At 64.6% G+C, this 16701-nt stretch carries 21 protein-coding genes; 7 read left to right on the top strand and 14 right to left on the bottom strand.

Annotation, left to right across the window (positions count from 1 at the left end):
- Nucleotide 1: 1 nt before the first annotated feature.
- Entirely contained in the window at nt 2–622 is a 621-nt protein-coding gene (locus S7S_RS13895; RefSeq protein ID WP_008734086.1) for a flavin prenyltransferase UbiX, read from the top strand.
- Here the strand turns inward: S7S_RS13895 and S7S_RS13890 are convergent.
- From S7S_RS13890 to S7S_RS13880, 3 genes are all read right to left on the bottom strand, one after another.
- Nucleotides 543–1163 (bottom strand): RBBP9/YdeN family alpha/beta hydrolase, encoded by a 621-nt coding sequence (locus tag S7S_RS13890; RefSeq protein ID WP_008734088.1) that lies wholly within the window; start codon nt 1161–1163, stop codon nt 543–545. The two genes, S7S_RS13895 and S7S_RS13890, sit on opposite strands and share 80 nt — an antisense overlap.
- Nucleotides 1164–1180: 17 nt before the next feature.
- Complete coding sequence (locus S7S_RS13885; RefSeq protein ID WP_008734090.1) at nt 1181–2017, bottom strand: EAL domain-containing protein; 837 nt, start codon at nt 2015–2017, stop codon at nt 1181–1183.
- A 173-nt stretch (nt 2018–2190) separates the two neighbouring features.
- The gene (locus S7S_RS13880) at nt 2191–3231 is read right to left on the bottom strand and encodes a porin (RefSeq protein WP_008734092.1); all 1041 of its coding nucleotides are present in this window, start codon (nt 3229–3231) and stop codon (nt 2191–2193) included.
- Between the two features lie 308 nt (nt 3232–3539).
- Here S7S_RS13880 and S7S_RS13875 point away from each other — a divergent pair, with 308 nt between their 5' ends.
- From S7S_RS13875 to S7S_RS13855, 5 genes are all read left to right on the top strand, one after another.
- Nucleotides 3540–3725, top strand: coding sequence for a YezD family protein (locus tag S7S_RS13875; RefSeq protein ID WP_008734094.1), 186 nt, complete (start codon nt 3540–3542; stop codon nt 3723–3725).
- 68 nt (nt 3726–3793) lie between these two features.
- Nucleotides 3794–4810: a sulfate ABC transporter substrate-binding protein gene (locus tag S7S_RS13870; protein WP_008734096.1), complete on the top strand. Its 1017-nt coding sequence runs from the start codon at nt 3794–3796 to the stop codon at nt 4808–4810.
- A 59-nt stretch (nt 4811–4869) separates the two neighbouring features.
- Entirely contained in the window at nt 4870–5706 is an 837-nt protein-coding gene (gene cysT, locus S7S_RS13865; RefSeq protein WP_008734097.1) for a sulfate ABC transporter permease subunit CysT, read from the top strand.
- 12 nt (nt 5707–5718) lie between these two features.
- The gene (gene cysW, locus S7S_RS13860; RefSeq protein ID WP_008734099.1) at nt 5719–6609 is read left to right on the top strand and encodes a sulfate ABC transporter permease subunit CysW; all 891 of its coding nucleotides are present in this window, start codon (nt 5719–5721) and stop codon (nt 6607–6609) included.
- On the top strand, nt 6609–7670 hold the full coding sequence (locus S7S_RS13855) for a sulfate/molybdate ABC transporter ATP-binding protein (protein WP_008734101.1): 1062 nt from the start codon (nt 6609–6611) through the stop codon (nt 7668–7670). The genes cysW and S7S_RS13855 overlap by 1 nt, the downstream gene beginning before the upstream one ends.
- 196 nt (nt 7671–7866) lie before the next feature.
- Here the strand turns inward: S7S_RS13855 and S7S_RS13850 are convergent, their stop codons facing one another.
- The 10 genes from S7S_RS13850 to arfB all read right to left on the bottom strand — a co-directional run bounded on the left by S7S_RS13850 (nt 7867) and on the right by arfB (nt 14972).
- Nucleotides 7867–9054 (bottom strand): serine hydrolase domain-containing protein, encoded by a 1188-nt coding sequence (locus S7S_RS13850; RefSeq protein ID WP_008734102.1) that lies wholly within the window; start codon nt 9052–9054, stop codon nt 7867–7869.
- 69 nt (nt 9055–9123) lie between these two features.
- Nucleotides 9124–9903: an energy transducer TonB gene (locus S7S_RS13845; protein WP_041026010.1), complete on the bottom strand. Its 780-nt coding sequence runs from the start codon at nt 9901–9903 to the stop codon at nt 9124–9126.
- Nucleotides 9903–10307, bottom strand: a complete 405-nt coding sequence (locus tag S7S_RS13840) for an ExbD/TolR family protein (protein WP_008734106.1) — start codon at nt 10305–10307, stop codon at nt 9903–9905. Before S7S_RS13840 ends, S7S_RS13845 begins: the two co-directional genes overlap by 1 nt.
- On the bottom strand, nt 10304–10693 hold the full coding sequence (locus S7S_RS13835) for an ExbD/TolR family protein (protein WP_008734108.1): 390 nt from the start codon (nt 10691–10693) through the stop codon (nt 10304–10306). The genes S7S_RS13840 and S7S_RS13835 overlap by 4 nt, the downstream gene beginning before the upstream one ends.
- Entirely contained in the window at nt 10683–11381 is a 699-nt protein-coding gene (locus S7S_RS13830) for a MotA/TolQ/ExbB proton channel family protein (RefSeq protein WP_008734110.1), read from the bottom strand. Before S7S_RS13830 ends, S7S_RS13835 begins: the two co-directional genes overlap by 11 nt.
- A 217-nt stretch (nt 11382–11598) precedes the next feature.
- Nucleotides 11599–12030 carry a copper resistance protein NlpE N-terminal domain-containing protein gene (locus tag S7S_RS13825; protein ID WP_008734111.1) on the bottom strand — a complete coding sequence of 144 codons (432 nt, stop codon included), beginning with the start codon at nt 12028–12030 and terminating at the stop codon, nt 11599–11601.
- 128 nt (nt 12031–12158) lie between these two features.
- Nucleotides 12159–12611: an SRPBCC domain-containing protein gene (locus S7S_RS13820; RefSeq protein WP_008734112.1), complete on the bottom strand. Its 453-nt coding sequence runs from the start codon at nt 12609–12611 to the stop codon at nt 12159–12161.
- A gap of 31 nt (nt 12612–12642) precedes the next feature.
- Complete coding sequence (gene ygiD, locus S7S_RS13815) at nt 12643–13449, bottom strand: 4,5-DOPA-extradiol-dioxygenase (protein ID WP_008734113.1); 807 nt, start codon at nt 13447–13449, stop codon at nt 12643–12645.
- Nucleotides 13446–14513: a calcium/sodium antiporter gene (locus S7S_RS13810; RefSeq protein ID WP_008734114.1), complete on the bottom strand. Its 1068-nt coding sequence runs from the start codon at nt 14511–14513 to the stop codon at nt 13446–13448. The genes ygiD and S7S_RS13810 overlap by 4 nt, the downstream gene beginning before the upstream one ends.
- Nucleotides 14514–14552: 39 nt before the next feature.
- Nucleotides 14553–14972: an alternative ribosome rescue aminoacyl-tRNA hydrolase ArfB gene (gene arfB, locus S7S_RS13805; RefSeq protein ID WP_008734116.1), complete on the bottom strand. Its 420-nt coding sequence runs from the start codon at nt 14970–14972 to the stop codon at nt 14553–14555.
- Between the two features lie 116 nt (nt 14973–15088).
- Between arfB and S7S_RS13800 the strand changes: the two genes are divergently transcribed.
- A complete protein-coding gene (locus tag S7S_RS13800) occupies nt 15089–16141 on the top strand; it encodes a glycosyltransferase family 9 protein (protein WP_008734118.1) in 1053 nt (350 codons plus the stop codon).
- Here S7S_RS13800 and S7S_RS13795 read toward each other — a convergent pair.
- Nucleotides 16135–16701, bottom strand: a complete 567-nt coding sequence (locus S7S_RS13795; RefSeq protein WP_008734121.1) for a YqhG/Tai3 family protein — start codon at nt 16699–16701, stop codon at nt 16135–16137. The genes S7S_RS13800 and S7S_RS13795 overlap by 7 nt on opposite strands.

The following is a 16701-nucleotide window of genomic DNA, read 5'->3' as shown; positions in this document are numbered from 1 at the left end:
CATGAGCCATCCGCATCGCGTTACCCTGGCCTTCACTGGCGCCTCCGGCGCGCAGTACGGGCTGCGCCTGCTGCAATGTCTGCTGGCAGCGAACGCGGAAGTGTTTGTGATCCTGTCAAAAGCAGCGCGGGTCGTGATCGGCACCGAAACCGACCTGCGCCTGCCGGCGGGCACCGGCGCGGCAGAATCCGCATTGCGGGAATACGTGGGTGTGGAAACGGGCCGGCTGGTGGTGTGCGGGCTGGAACAGTGGACCGCGCCGGTGGCCTCCGGCTCCGGTGCGCCGGCGTCGATGGTGGTGTGCCCCTGTTCCACCGGCACACTGTCGGCGATTGCCTGCGGCGCCAGCAACAACCTGATCGAGCGCGCGGCGGATGTCGCCATCAAGGAAAAACGGCAACTGATCCTGGTGCCGCGCGAGGCGCCGTTCTCCGCCATTCACCTGGAAAACATGCTCAAGCTGGCGCGCCTGGGTGTGACCATCATGCCGGCGGCGCCGGGTTTTTATCACCAGCCGAAAAGCGTTGATGACCTGGTGGATTTCATCGTTGCGCGGCTGCTCGACCACCTGGGTATCCCGCAGACGCTGTTACCGCGCTGGGGTGAATCGCCCGACGACTGATCCAGTCGTGCCACAGCGCGCGGCCGGCTTCCCACTGATGATGCCCCGACGCGACATTGATATGTCCCACGCGGCCGGCATTGACGAAATCCGCCTGCCAGGCATTCGCCAGAAAGCGCGCCCGTTGCAGTGACGCAGCGCGGTCATTTTCCGACCCCACCAGCAGCGCCGGGAACGGCAGCGCATCCAGTGGAATGGGCGCAAAGGCGTGCAGTGCAGGCGGTGCGTCCGGGCGTTCCACGTCTGCGGGCGCTACCAGCATGGCGCCAATCACTTTATCGGTGCGGTAATGCTGCGCCCAGTGCGCGACCGTGATGCAACCGAGACTATGGGCCACCAGCACGATCGGTCCGGGTGTGCCCTGCACGGCATCGTCGAGCCGTTTAACCCAGTCGCGGCGTCGCGGGGTGAGCCAGTCATCCTGTTCCAGCAGTTGGCTGCCGGCAGCACTGCGCCACCAGTGCTGTTGCCAATGATCCGGGCCGGAACCGTGCCAGCCGGGAATCAGGATCTGTGTTGCGTGCGTATGGTTCAGTGGCATGTCGCACCTCCTGTTGATCAGGCTTGCCCGGCGTTCGCCGGTGCGTGGGTTGCGCGGATCAATTGCGGGCTTGCCGGTGCCAGCACATCGCCTTGCAGATAATGGACGCCGAGATCGGCCAGCGTGCGGCTGGCACTGCACGGCATGCCCACGGCCACCACACCGGTGCCGATATCGCCGAGTTCGCGCAGCAGGTGTTGCAGCGCCGGGTGCGGTGGCAGTGGCGGGCGGCGAACGTCGAGCTTGATGAAATCCGGTTGCAGCTTCAGCAGCAGCGGCAGCGGCGCCTGATCCACCGGCACGTTGTCCACGGCGATGCGATAACCCCGGCGGCGGTAGTTCTGGATCGCCATCGGCAGGTGCGGCACCTGCAACAGCGCGGCGATGCCGATTTCCAGCACCACGCGGCGCGGTGACAGGCCGCACTGTTGCAGGATGGATTCGAACACCAGGCCGTGTTCGCTGAGCACACCGGTGAGATGGCGCGGGTGCACATTCAGCGCCAGCCAGCCGTCGTCGTCGCGGGACTGCAGCAGAAAATTCAGCGCGTGCAGGGTGCGGCACAGACGGTCCAGATAAACCACTTCGTCGGCATCCGCCGGCAGCAGGAACACGCTGGCCGGTGACAGGGGCTGCTGTTGGCGTGCCGGGCGCAACAGAGCCTCGAAGCCGGCCGGGTGCAGCGAGTCGGCGTGAAACACCGGCTGGAACACGCTGCCCAGGACAATGTCTGCGAAGCGCCCGATGACACCGCTGTCGCCGAGCGACACCAGCGGGGCTGCGTCACCGCGCAACGCACCAAAGCGCTTCAGGTTTTCGCGGTTGAAATAGTCGGTGAGTTCGCGCAGCGGCATGAGGGCCTCCGGTTAACGAAAGGCCATCATGCCGGGGAGTTTGTTATGCTGTAAAAGAATTGAATTTAATTTTGATATTTCCAGATTGAATATCGGGTGTGCTGCGGCACTGTGTCAAACCGTGGTGCGGTGGTTTCACTGAATGCCCGGGCCGGCTGGCCCGGACAGGTGGATCAGAAGCTGAAGACGGTGCCCAGCGAAAAGCCGCTCGGCGAGTTGCCGGCCAGGCTGGCCGGGTCGGCGGTGCGGGCCTGGCTGTAGGGGCGCAGATTGCTGAAGGTGTCGTTGTCCAGCACAGCGTAGTTTGCGTAGAAGGTCAGGTTCGGTGCCACCTGATAGTCGGCACCGAGGGCGTACAGGTCGGCGTCGCTGTCATCGGCGTCGGCATCCAGATGGTAGTACTGGGTTTTCAGCGCCACTTTTTCGGTCACGCGATAGCGCACGCCGGCGCCCCAGGCGGCGTCATCGGGGTCTTCCGCTTTCTGGTACAGGGCACTGAAGCGGAAGTCGCCGATGTCGTAGAGGGCGGCGACGCGAGTGGCGTGGCGCTCATACTCGGGCAGCACGTCGTCGGTGTAGGTCTGGTTTTCGTGCGCGACAGCGATCCAGAAGGTAGCCAGCCGCCACTCCACGGAGGCGCTCCAGGAACCGGCGTCAGCGTCGTTGCTGCTGGCGCTGTCGAGCGAGGTGGAGTACTGCGCGTTGGCGGTCAGGCCGGCCACCGTCGGGGTGCGGTAGTGGATGCTGTTGCGGAAACGTTCGTCCCAGCCGATCTGGCCGCTGGCCAGGCCGGCGGGTGCGGCGACGCGATTGCGGGTGATGTTGCGCGCGTCGCCGATCTGGTTCGGGAAAATGTCGGTGCGGTTGCGCAGCACCTTCATTGGCGTGTCGAACTTGCCGACGCGCAGCAGGCCCCAGTCACCGGTCAGGCCGAGGAAGGTGTCGCGGTCGATCAGGTCGCCGCCCTGGCTGTCCACGCGCAGAGTGGTTTCTGCCTGCCAGACCACGGTGAGCTGCTCCTGCACTTCATATTTGCCCCGGAAGCCGAGCCGGCTGGCGTTGCTGGAGAGGTTCAGGGCGCTGCCACGGGAATCCGTGTCCAGGTAATCGGCGGACACATGCAACTGGCCATAGATCTGCGCGCCGGTCACCTGGGCCTGGGTGGCAGCCGGCAATAAAGCGGCGCCGAGCAGCAACGGCAATACTCTGTTCATGCGGTGAATCTCCTTGTTGTATCGATGCGGTAGGGTCTGTCGGTCGCGCGACTTCCGCAGGTGTGGTCAGTGCTGACGATCCCCCGGCGAGGCCGGAAGCGCTTACGGTAGGAGTTCGTGACGGAAATATGAAAGTATAAAAAGAGATTTGCTTATTCCTTTTCGGCATCCTGTGCGCGGCTCATATATTTCAAAAACGAATATATGTAGAAAAATAATGTATTTATCGGAATAAGAGATTCCCTCCTAGACTCTGCCTCGTTGCCGGCCCGAAGGCCGGTGGAGCACAAGTCCGACAGGAGTAGCCCATGAGTCGACCGACGCCGGCGGATGCCGACAGCCTGGTGGCCCGGCGCATCGAAGACGCGCTGGCCGGGCTGCGTTTCGGTGCGGTGGAAATCACCGTGCATGACGGGCGTATCGTGCAGATCGAGCGCCGTGAAAAATTCCGTTTTGAAAGTACTGTTGTGAAGACCGCCGCTGAGCGGTCGTGATGATCTGACCCCAGGCTGACCGGACCACCGGAAGTCTCCGAATGCTGTGATTGACGGAGGCTTGCCCCATGAACATCCGCTCCATTCTGATTGCCGCCGGCCTGAGTGCCGCCCTGGTTGCGCCGGCCCAGGCGCGTGAACTGCTGAACGTGTCCTACGACCCCACCCGCGAGTTGTACCGCGAATACAACCAGTTGTTCGTCAAACACTGGGCACAGGAAACCGGCGAGAAAATCACCATCCGCCAGTCCCATGGTGGTGCCGGTTCCCAGGCGCGCGCCGTCATCGACGGCCTGGAGGCGGACCTGGTGACGCTGGCGCTGGCCTACGACATCGACGCCATCAGCGAGCGCACTCAGCTGTTCCCGGAAAACTGGCAGAGCCGCCTGCCGCTGAACAGTGCGCCCTACACCTCGACCATCGTGTTGCTGGTGCGCAAGGGCAACCCGAAAAACATCCGCGACTGGGATGATCTGGTTCGCCCCGGCGTGGAAGTGATTACCCCGAACCCGAAAACCTCCGGCGGTGCGCGCTGGAACTATCTCGCGGCCTGGGGCTATGCGCTGAACCAGCATGACAACGACGAAGACAAGGCCTATGACTTCGTGCGGCGTCTGTACGCCAACGTGCCGGTGCTGGATTCCGGTGCCCGTGGCGCCACCAATACCTTTGTGCAGCGTCGTCTGGGGGATGTGTTCATCGCCTGGGAAAACGAAGCCATCCTGGCCATTGAAGAACTGGGCAAGGGCGAATACGAAATCGTCGTACCGAGCATCAGCATCCTGGCCGAGCCGCCGGTGACGGTGGTGGATGGCAACGCGGAGCGCAAGGGCAACCTGGATCTGGCGAAAGCGTACCTGGAGTACCTGTACTCACCGGCAGCGCAGGACGTGATCGGCCGTCATTACTACCGCCCCTCCGGCGACGCCGCGAAAGCAAAATACGCAGACCAGTATCCAGACGTGGACCTGTTCACCATCGACGAGGTGTTCGGTGGCTGGCAGGCGGCGCAGAACACTCACTTCAACGATGGCGGCGTGTTCGACCGCATCCTGGAAGACAACCTCACGCGACAGCGGAAATAACCTGACCACGGGACCGGGGCGGGCACGGTGTGCCTGCCCCGTGAGGGAGTACGCGCCGCATGGCCTTTCGATTCCGACAACACAGTGTGCTACCCGGCTTCGGGCTAACACTGGGCTTCACGGTTTTCTACCTTTCGCTGTTACTGCTGTTGCCGGTGGCGGCATTGCTGTTCTACACCCTGCAAATGCCCTGGGCGGATTTCTGGGCCACGGTAAGCCACCCGCAGGTGGTGGAATCCTACAAACTGTCCTTTGGTGCTTCGTTGATCGGTGCGCTGATCAATCTGGTGTTCGGCGCACTGGTGGCCTGGGTGCTGGTGCGCTATGACTTTCCCGGTCGTCGCGTGGTGGATGCGTTGGTGGACCTGCCGTTTGCCATGCCGACAGCGGTGGCCGGTATCGCGCTGGTGACCTTGTACGCCAGCACCGGCTGGATCGGCCGGTACATCGATGCGTTCGGTGTGCGCATTGCGTACACGCAACTGGGTGTGATCGTGGCGTTGACCTATATCGGCCTGCCGTTTGTGGTGCGCACCGTGCAGCCGGTGCTGCGCGATATGGCACCGGAGCTGGAAGAGGCATCGGCGATCATGGGCGCCAGCCGTTTCACGACACTGCGGCGGGTGGTGTTGCCGACGCTGCTGCCGGCACTGCTGACCGGTTTTGCCATGGCGTTTGCGCGCGCGGTGGGTGAGTACGGCTCGGTGGTGTTCATCTCCGGCAACATTCCCTACACCACCGAAATCACGCCACTGCTGATCGTCGCCAAGGCGGAGCAGTATGACTATCGCGGTGCGGCAGCCATCGGCACCGTGATGTTGTTGGCGGCGTTCGCGCTGTTGCTGATGATCAATGCGTTGCAGTGGTGGAGCACGCGCCGCCATACACAGCGCTGAGGGGGGGGAGTGATGAACACAGTTTCCACAACGCATGTTGCCGCGCCGGTGCGTCGCTGGCAGGCGGCCACTGAGGAATCGGCCTGGGTGCGCCGCAGTCTGATCGGCGTGGCGCTGATTTTTCTGGCGCTGTTTCTGATGTTGCCGCTGGCGGTGGTGCTGTATGGCGCTTTCGAGCAGGGGCTGTCGGTGTGGCTGGCGGCCATTGTCGAGCCGGACGCGGCGGCGGCGATCCGGCTGACACTGCTGGTGGTGCTGATCGCTGTGCCGCTGAATCTGGTCTTCGGGCTGGCGGCGGCCTGGGCGGTGGCGAAATTCGAGTTTCCCGGCAAGTCGGTTCTGGTGACGCTGATCGACATGCCGTTTGCCATTTCGCCGGTAGTAGTGGGCCTGATGTTCGTGATCCTGCTTGGCAATCACGGCCCGCTGGGCCAGTGGCTGATCGAGCACGGCTACCGGGTGATTTTCTCGGTGCCGGGCATCGTGCTGGTGATCGTGTTCGGCACCATGCCGTTTGTGGCGCGCGAGCTGATTCCGCTGATGCAGGAGCAGGGCAGCGAAGAGGAAGAGTCGTCGCTCACGCTCGGTGCCAGCGGCTGGCGCACCTTCTGGCACGTCACGCTGCCGAACGTGAAATGGGGCGTGATCTACGGCGTGATCCTGTGTAACGCGCGGGCGATGGGCGAGTTCGGTGCGGTGGCGGTGGTGTCCGGCCGTATCCGTGGCGAAACCAACACCGTGCCGCTGCATATCGAGGTGCTTTACAACGAATACCATTTCACGGCGGCGTTCGCGGTGGCGTCGCTGCTGGCGGCACTGGCGGTGGTCACCATCGTGGTGAAAAGCCTGATCGAATGGCGGGATGAACAACGGCGCCTGGCGGCCGTGGAAGGAGAACAGTGATGAGTATTGAAATCGAACAGGTCAGCCGCCGTTTCGGTGATTTTGCCGCAGTGGACAATGTGTCGCTGTCGCTGCCGCAGGGTGAACTGACAGCGCTGTTGGGGCCGTCCGGTTCCGGCAAGACAACACTGCTGCGCATCATCGCCGGGCTGGAGAGGCCGGATCACGGCACGGTGAAATTCCATGGCGAGGACACCACCGATGTGCACGTCAGTGACCGGGGTGTCGGCTTTGTGTTTCAGCACTATGCATTGTTCAAGCATATGACGGTGTTTGAAAACGTGGCTTACGGTTTGAAAGTCAAACCGCGCCGTGTCCGGCCGAACCAGGCCGACATTCATCGCCGGGTGAAAAAACTGCTGGAACTGGTGCAGCTCGACTGGACCGCGCACCGCTATCCGTCGCAGTTGTCCGGCGGCCAGCGCCAGCGCATTGCGCTGGCCCGGGCGCTGGCGGTGGAGCCGAAAGTGCTGTTGCTGGACGAGCCGTTTGGCGCGCTGGATGCAAAAGTCCGCGCCGAGCTGCGCCGCTGGCTGCGTCGCCTGCACGATGAAATCCATGTCACCAGCGTGTTCGTGACCCATGATCAGGAAGAGGCGCTGGAAGTCTCGGACCGGGTGGTGGTCATGAATCATGGGCGCGTGGAGCAGGAAGGCTCGCCGAGGGAAGTCTATGACCACCCGGCAAATCCGTTCGTGTACGGTTTCCTCGGCCAGGTGAATCTATTTCGTGGCCGCGTCAGCGGCGGCTGGGCGGAAATCGGCGGCGTGCGCCTGCCGGCGCCGGAGCACCGTGATGTCAGCGACGCCGGCGCGGTGGCCTACATCCGGCCGCACGATATCGAACTGGTCGAGGAAGAAATCACCGGCGAGGGCGTGATCCGCGCCGTGGTGGAAACCGTCAGCATTGCCGGTGCCGTGTTGCGGGTGGAATTGCGCCACGGCCTGGGTGACGACTTGCTGCATGTCGAAGTGCCGCGCGACCAGCCGGTGGCGCAAACATTGCAAGCCGGACAGGTGGTGTACGCGCGGCCGAAACAGTCGCGCGTGTTTTTGCAGTAATGGACAGCGCCCGCACAAATGCGCTGGGGGGCGGTAGGGTGGGTAGAGCGAATGCGAAACCCACCGGGTCCATGCCTGTTATTCACTCCCACAAAATCATCGAAATCACCCGGCCTGGGAGGTGGGTAGTTTTGATGATTTTGTGCGAGCAGTGTGCTGCATGGTCGCGGTGGGTTTCGCATTCGCTCTACCCACCCTACGGCCCCCCTATCTCTGTGCTGACGGCTCGCAGGAATGAAATCGCTTCGGCCATGTGCTGCTGGAAGTCCGGGTCGACACTGGTCTTCACGATCACCACGTTGTGTTTCTCCGATATCCAGACGTGCTGGCCCCAGACGCCGTTGGCGAAATATTCCTGGTCCGGGTCTTTCGGCACCCAGATGTGGTAGCCATAGCCGCGCTCGGGGTAGCCGTGGCCGGCCGCGAGCCACGGTTCGGGTCGGCGCGTCGCCTCGCGCACCCAGCCTGCCGGCAGCAGTTGACGGCCTTGCCACTGGCCCTGTTGCAGGTAGAGCTGGCCGAGCTTGGCGTAGTCGCGGACGCTGATGTTCAGGCAGCAGAACGCGAGCTCGGTGCCGCCGTTGTCCAGGTTCCAGAAGCCATCGTCCTGCATGCCGAGCGGTTGCCACAGCGCGCGGTGCGCGTACTGGCTGACCGGCTCGCCGACGGCACCGGCCAGCACCCAGGCGAGGATCTGCGTGGTCGGGCTGATGTAGTGGAAGCGCTCGCCCTGCGGGCCTTCGGCGGGCAGGTCTCTGATCACATCGTGCACCGGGGTGCCGATCAGGAATACGCGATAGAACAGCAGCTTGATGTCGGAGAAGGGCTTGTCATACAGCTCTTCGAACTGGATGCCGGTGGCCATGCGCAACAGGTTGCGCACGGTGACCTCGCCCCACGCCTTGCCGTCCAGTGCCGGCACATAGGTTTTCGCCGGGTCGTCCAGTGAGCGGATATGGCCTTCACCGTGGGCGATGGCCACCAGCGTGGCGACCACGGTCTTGGCGATCGACCAGGACGTGAAGCGGGACGTTTCGCTGGCGCCCTGAAAGTACTCTTCCGCCCGGATCACACCGTCCTTGAGCACCATCAGCCCGGTGGTGTCGGTGCGCTGCAGGAATTCCTGCACCGCGACCGTGCGCCCGGCGTGTTCAAACGTGGCCGGCAGTTGGCCCGCTGCGCGCGGAAAACTCACCGGATGATCGCTGGCAGGCATGGGCACGGACGGGAAAATCCGGTCCATGTGACGGAAGTTTTCCACCCGGGTGTCCGGGTGCATCAGGTTGTTCAGATTATGCGGGGAGAAACTCGTCCACGGACGAAACCACCAGAGCAGGCCGGCGCACAGCAGCGCGGCCAACAGGATCAGATATCGCAGGCGCATCGTTATTGTCGTTTTGTGATCGGGGCAGACAGTGTGCCACAGCCGCGCGGTCTGCGCCGGCCCGCCGCCTCAGTCGAGGCGGTAGGCGATCGGTACCTGCAGATCGAAGCTGCTCAAAGTCAGGATTTCCGGTGGCGGGGGCGGCAGCCGCAGGCGCCGCAGCATGCGTTCGGCGGACATGTCCAGCAGCCGGCTGCCGGAGCTTTCGACGATTTTGACTTCATTGATGCGGCCCTGGCCGTCCAGCTGGAACCAGACTTCGACGGTGCCTTCCAGGCCACGCATGCGTGCCTGGGCCGGGTATTCCTTGTGCCGTTCGATCAGGTTCTGGATCACGCCCAGGTAGCGGTTGTAGGCGTTGTCGCGCTGGCCGGTGGCGTGGGCGCCGTCGGCAATCGGGCCGGCGCGACCCTTCTGTTCCTCGGCGCCGGAGGCAGTGGAGGCCAGTTGCTCGGTCTGCGCGCCTTCGGCCGGTTGCTCGGCCTGCTGGCTGGCAGGGGGCGGCGGCGTCGGTTCCGGTGGCGGCTCCGGGCGTGGCTCGGGTCTGGGCACCGGCCGGGGCTCGGGTTTGGGCTCCGGTTTGGGCTCAGGTTTGGGCTCAGGTTTGGGTTGTGGCTTGGGCTCCGGTTTGGGTTCCGGCGGACGTGGCGGCTCCGGGGCCGGCGGTTGGGGGGCGACCACTTCTGCAGGAGGCTGTTGGGTCACGCTGGCCAGTGACAGGTTCACGCTCTGGGCCGAGGCCTTGATGCCGGCGCGACCACTGGCCAGGCCCTCGTCGCGCGGCACCCACAGCACGGCGACATGCAGCAGCACGGAGATCACCACCCAGAAGCCGGGACGGGACAACATCAACGGGCCTCCCTGGTCACCAGGCGGACTTCCTCGACGCCAGCCTGCTGCAGCGCCTTGAGCACCGGGCGCATGGCCTGCAGGCGGGTGCCGGCATCGGCCAGCAGCCGCACGGGGGGTGGTGTTTCGCCGTCGCTGTCTGGCAACAGCGCCGCAATGCCCTCCAGTGTCACCGGCTCGCCGGCGTGGGTAAGCTGGCCCTGCATGTCGAGGGTCAGCATCAGGCCCTCACTTTCCTCTGCCAGTTCGCTCTTGCTGAGCGGCGCCTCCACGGTGACTTTGTCGGCTGAAATCTGGCCCGCCACCATGAAGAACACCAGCAGCAGGAACACCACGTTGATCAGTGGCAGGGCCGGTTCCATGGCGGGGCGGCGCGGGGGTTGCTGCGACAGCATGCCGTTCATTCGATCAACTCCAGGGCGGCGTCCTGCAGGCCGGCGGCCTGGAGGATGTCGACCACGGACAGCAGCGCCTGTACCGGGGCGTCGTCGCTGGCGGTGACGCGGGTCTCGCGGTGCGGGCTGTTCTGCAACTGCTGCGCCAGTTCGGCCAGTGACAGGCGCTCGTCGTTGAGCAGCACGTCGCCACCGGCCAGCACCTCGATATGACGGCCTTCGTCGTCACTGTCCAGTGGCTCGCTCTGTTCGGTGGCGGTCACGGACATGGGCAGGTCCTGCCAGGCGCCGAAGCGGGTCGCCAGCATGAAAAAGATCAGCAGGATGAACACCACATCGATCAGCGGCGTGAGGCCGATGGTCGGTGTGCGGTGGCTGTGCTCATTAATATGCATGGGCCGGATCGGCTTCGGTTTCCTGATGGGCTTCGCTGGCGCTGGCGAAGCGGCCGTTGAGCTGCACGCGCAGGCGCGCCAGGCGGTCTTCCATGATGTGGCGGCCCTGTTCGATGGTGCGGTCGCACCAGTGGAACGCGGCCAGCGCCGGGATCGCCACCACCAGACCGGCGGCGGTGGTCACCAGCGCTTCCCAGATACCGCCGGAGAGCAGCGCCGGGTCGACCTGGCTGCCAGCGGCCTGCATGGCCTGGAAGGCGTTGATCATGCCGAATACGGTGCCGAGCAGGCCGATCAGCGGCGCCAGCGTGCCGGTCACTTCCAGCAGGCGCAGGCCGCCGCGCAGGGCTTCCAGTTCGGCGCGGGCCACGCGCAGCACTTCTTCCTGCCAGCCGGTGGCGGAGACGCCGGGGCGGGCCAGATCCAGGGCGCGGGCGATAACCCGGTCGGTCGGTGTGCTGGCGGTGCTCAGGGCCGCTTCGGCGTCAGAGCGGTTGCCCTGGGCCAGCGCGGCAAGTGCGCGGTCGGCGGCCGGTGTCGACGCCGGACGGCTGCGCAGGAATTGCACCGCTTTCGCCAGCAGGGTCGCCAGTGACAGGACCGACAGCAGAGCCAGCAGCCACATGGCCGGGCCGCCGGCCTGGAACCATTGCGGCATGAATGAGGAATCAACCGGGAGGGTGGACATGACCGTCTCCGCAAACTTGTTGGGTGTGTCCGGGGAGGTGACCGGGCGGGTCGCTACAGGCCTGGCCGGCCTGCGCATCAGGCCGTGGGTACTGAAAGACGCGGGCGACTGCCGGACACCATCTGAAGGCGCGCACAGGGTAGCGCTGACATCATATGAATGCAAGTCATTATCATTTGGCGGGAAAGGCGCGCAGGCCGGTGCCGGGCGGGGCTGTTCAGGAGCGTGTGCGTTCCAGTATCAGGTTGTAGGGCGACCAGAATTCGCGGCCGTTTTCATCCAGCAGTTTGATGTGGTCGTCATCCAGGCGCAGGAAGTTGCGGGTGCTTGCCGGGCGGTCGTAATCCAGCTGATAGACCACCGCGTCCGGGTTTTCATCGGTGCCGTGCACCAGTTGCCACAGGCCGGTGTTGAGGCGTGGCGCGGCCTCGGTATCACCGAGGCGTTCTTCGCGGGTGCGGTACTGATAGGTGTCGCGATCCAGCAGCAACAGGACGCGCAGGCCGTCGCAGTCGGGGCAGTGCAATACACCGGTGAAGGCGAGCTGGTCTGGTGCGGGGGGCTCGGGGGCCGGTGCGGGTGGCCGCGCTGCGCAGGCGGTCAGCAGAAGGCTGCCAAGCAGCAGGCTGGTGCGTAACGTGATGCTCATGTGCGTCCCCTTTCCTGTCCCCTGTTGCCGGTCCCTTATTGGAGTGGCTGAATTGGCTGATTCTTCGTCAGTTGCCCTGATGACGATAAAGGCACCGGCCCGAAAGGCAAGCCCGGCGGGGTCGAGCGTCAGCGATGCGCCTGTCGATTGTGACGTTCGGCACGTTCGCGCAGGGCCTGGTTCATGCGCTCGAAGCCGGCCCGGGTGTCCCGTTCCAGGCCGCGCCGCAACAGGGGCACCAACAGGCCGCGGAATTGTTCGCTGTGGCTCAGGCGCACACTGCCGTCTTCCAGCGGCGACAGCGTAAAGCAGTGCTCGCCATCGAACAGCCCCGGCATCAGCAGGCGGCCGCGCCAGACCAGTTTGTCGCTGGCGCGGGCATGCAGCACTTTCGGCCGGAAGCGCATCATGCGGCCCGGTTTCACGGCCAGGGTCAGGCTCAGTATCTGGCCGGGGCGGGCGATGCCGGCGGCGGCAACGATGAAAGGGTTCCATTCGCAGAAGTGCGCGAAGTCGGTGAGGATGGCCCAGATACGGGCCGGGCTGGCCTGGATATCGATCTGTGTCTGGATCTCGAACATGTGCATCCTTTCGTGAACAGTGGCGTCCGTGTCAGAGGTGGGGCGCGTCCAGCCGTACCGAGCGCATCGACAGTGATCCCAGCGCCATGCCCTCGGTGGGGAACGACACGCGATGCCGTGGACCGGCGGCGCCGAGTACGTACAGCAGTGGCAGAAAATGCTCGGCGCTGTTGACCGACAGTTGTGCGGCGTCGCCCTGGCGTTCGTAGTGCACCACCGCGTCGTGGTCGGCGCGCAGGATAGCACTGGCGATGTGCCGGTCGAAATCAATGGCCCAGGGATAGTCGCCGGTGCGGGTCATCCTGCGCAGATTGTGCACGATATTGCCACTGCCGAGGATCAGCACGCCGCGTTCGCGCAAGGGTGTCAGCTGTTGTGCCAGTTGATAGTGGCCGGCACCGTCCAGGTGCCGGTCCAGGCTCAGTTGCAGCACCGGAATGTTTGCCTCGGGATACAGGCGGTGCAGCACCGACCAGGTGCCGTGGTCCAGCCCCCACTCGCTGTCTTGCCGCGCCCCGAGATGTTCGGCCAGCCACTGTGACAGCGCCGGTGCCCCCGGCGCGTTGTAGCGCATGGCGTACAGCGCTTCGGGGAAACCATGGAAATCGTGCAGGGTATGCGGCCAGGGTTGTGCGGTGGCAGCCACGCCGTCGGTTTCCCAGTGCGCGGAGATGCACAGGATCGCCGCCGGGTGCGGCAACTCGGTGGCAAGCCGCTCCCAGCCCTGTGTGAAGACGTTGTCCTCAAGCGTGTTCATCGGGCTGCCATGACCGATGAACAGCACCGGCATCGGTGCCGTATGTGGCAGGTGCTGGAGATCAGTCAGTGGCGTGCTCATGCGGGGCCCCTGCGCAGATGGATGACCCGCCACAGGCTCACCAGCAGCGTGAGCACGGTCAGTGGCACCACGAAGTACAGCATGACCTGGCTGTAGAGTGGAAGCGCGGCATGGCCACTGGCGTTGAGGATCAGATACGCCACATAGGCGATGTAGTAGCCGAAAAACACGGCGCCTTCCCAGCGGTCGATGCGGTAGCCGGTAAAGAAGATCGGCAGGCAGGCGACCGCCACCGCCAGCATCACCGGCCCGTCGAAAGCGATGATCGATGCCGGCGCGGCGATGCCGTCCGGTGCGATCAGTGAGGCGCCGCCGAGCACGGCAAGAATATTGAACAGGTTGCTGCCAACGATGTTGCCGACTGCGATATCGCGCTCGTTGCGCAGCGTCGCCATGATCGATGCCGCCACCTCCGGCAGCGAAGTGCCGGCGGCGACAATCGTCAGGCCGATGATGGTTTCGCTCAGCCCGAGCAGTTCCGCCACCGAGACGGCGCCGCTGACCAGCCAGCGTGCCCCCAGTACCAGCAGCACCAGCCCGCCAAGGATGCTTGCTATCTGGCGCCAGAGAGGCCCGCCGTCTTCGGCGGTACTGTCCTGGCTGGCGCTGGCCTTGCGGGCCTGGGTCAGCGTGAACCAGATGTACAGCAGCAGCGCGCCAAACAGCATGGCGCCTTCCGGGCGGGAGTAAACACCGTCGCGGCCGAACCACAGGGCCAGCGCCGATGCGGCAATCATCAGTGGAATTTCCACCCGCACCATCGACACGTTGACGACCAGTGGAGCGAGCATGGCGCACACGCCGAGGATCAGCAGCACGTTGAAGATATTGCTGCCCACGACGTTGCCCAGCGCCAGGTTGGCGGCGTCGCCGCCTGCCCAGGCCGCGCTGAGCGTCACCATCAATTCCGGCGCGCTGGTGCCGAAAGCCACCACCGTCAGGCCGATCACCAGCGGCGGCACACCAAAGCGGGCGGCCAGTTTTGCCGCGCCGGATACCAGCATTTCACCTCCAACCACCAGCAGCACGAGGCCACCCACGAGCGACAGCAATACCATCCACATGATGCAGGGTTCTCCGGATTTGACAGGATACGGCGGGGATCAGCCGGCGGGGTCCACTTTGCCACGCAGGGCCTTGGTCTGGCCACGGCGGGATTTGCTGTCCATGCGTTTTTTGCGCGCGGTCTGGCTGGGCCGCGTGGCGACACGCCGGCGGCGTGTCACGGTGACGCTGAGGATCAATTCGCGCAGTCGCGCCAGCGCGTCATAGCGGTTCTTCAACTGGCTGCGAAACTGCTGCGCCTTGATCACCACCACGCCCTCGGCACTGATGCGGTGATCGTTCAGCGCCAGCAGCCGGCTGCGGTACGGTTCGGGCAGGCTGGAGGCATGGATGTCGAAGCGCAGGTGCACGGCGCTGGACACCTTGTTCACGTTCTGGCCGCCAGCGCCCTGGGCGCGGATCGCCTCAAGCTGGATCTCGTCTTCCGGCAGCGACAGGGTTTCGTTGATGACAAACATGTACGTGGTCACGAGTGGAAAAACTGTTCGCACCTTGTCACGCCGTGGCCGTGTCATGCAAGGGTCAGAATCGGCTTTTAGCCTGAAGGTTCCTTCCCTGTCACGGACAGTCTGCGATGGAACGCGTGCTGATTCTGTTTCCCGGCAATCATCTGGGTAACCTGCTGATTGCGCTGCCGCATATCCAGGCCATGTTGCGCCGGCATCCCGGTGCATTGCTGGTGGCCAATGCGCTGTACCGCGATGTGCTGGTGGCTGCGCTGGGGCACCGTGTGGCGGTGCTGTATTACCCCGCCCCGGCCCTGACGCCATCGCGGCCGTTATGGCCACGATTGCTGACCTGGCTGGCGTTTGTGCGCACGCTGCGGGCATTCCGCGCCGAGCGGTGTATCGACCTCGAAGGTGAGCAGAAATCGGCCACGCTGGCGCGGCTCAGTGGTGCACCGCGACGTGAAGGGCCGCGCCGGCGACGCGGGCGCTGGTTCTATACGCATCAGCTTCCGGGGCCAATAGCGGGGCAGCACCGCTGGCAGGGTTACGCGGCGCTCAGTGACCCGCCGGCGACGCCGGTGGCACAGGGTGCGTCCCTGACGCACGACCCGCGCGCGGTGCCCGCGTTGCAGGAACACCTGGCCCGTTGGGGCGTGCACAGCGGCATGCCCTGCGTGGTGATTCATCCCGGTGCCAGCAAGCTCTACAAGATGTGGCCGGCAGAGCGCTTTGCCGCCCTGTGCGTACGCTTGCGCGACCTCGGGCTGATTCCGGTACTGATCGGCGCCGGTGGGCGCGACCGGGTTCAGATCGAACGGATACGCGCGCACCTGGCGCAGCCGGTGGTGAGCCTGTGTGATCAGATATCGCTGGCGGAATTGATCGTGCTGATGGCGCACTGTCGCGGATTCATCGGCAATGACAGCGGGCCGATGCATCTGGCGGCGGCCTGTGGTGCGCCGGTGGTGGCGCTGTTTGGTCCGACGGACGAACGGCTCTGGCATCCGCTGTCGGCGCAGGCGCGCGTGCTGCGCCATCGTGCCTGTGACGCCGGTTGCGGGCGGCACGCGTGCCTGGCACAGGATTATCCGTGCCTGCGGGGCATTACGCCGGACCAGGTGCTGGAGCCACTGGCCGGGCTGGGGGTGATCAGGCCGCCGGTGGCGAGTGGTTATTGATCGATGCTGAAGGCGTCGCGCAGGGTGTCGGTCAGCCGCTGCGGGCCGTTGCCGCCACGCCGTGGAAACAGGAAATCCTCGATCAGGTAACCCTGCGGCGTATGCCGCAACACCAGTTCGTCCTGCCATTGCTGGCCACTGTCTTCATGACGCAGGCGCACCGTCACCAGCGCCCAGGTGCTGCCCCTCTCGCCAGTGAAATGCCGTTCGTTGGCGATCTCGAAGTGATCAGGGAAACGTGCGTTGCTGCTGAACAGCGGGCCATCTGCCAGCGGTGGCAGTGCTTCCGGGTAATCGGCGATGAAATCTTCCTGTTGCTGCAGCGTCTCCTGCAGCAGTTCGTTCAGGGTCGGGCTGAAGAACGGGCTGAGCAGGCTCTGTGAGGTACTGCCGGGCAGGCCGAACGGTTTCATCGGGATATAGCGGCCATAGAACTGGCACACCATGAAGGCGGCGGTGGTGATGTCGGCGCAGGGGGAGGGCGGGGTAACGTCCTGCGGCGGCTGTGTCACGCAGCCGCTGAGCAGCAGGGCGATCAGTCCCAGGGCCGGCAGGCGCAT

Source organism: Isoalcanivorax pacificus W11-5 (assembly GCF_000299335.2).
Lineage (GTDB): Bacteria > Pseudomonadota > Gammaproteobacteria > Pseudomonadales > Alcanivoracaceae > Isoalcanivorax > Isoalcanivorax pacificus.
Note: the sequence above shows the minus strand (reverse complement) of the source record. Positions and strands in the feature narration are given on the sequence as shown.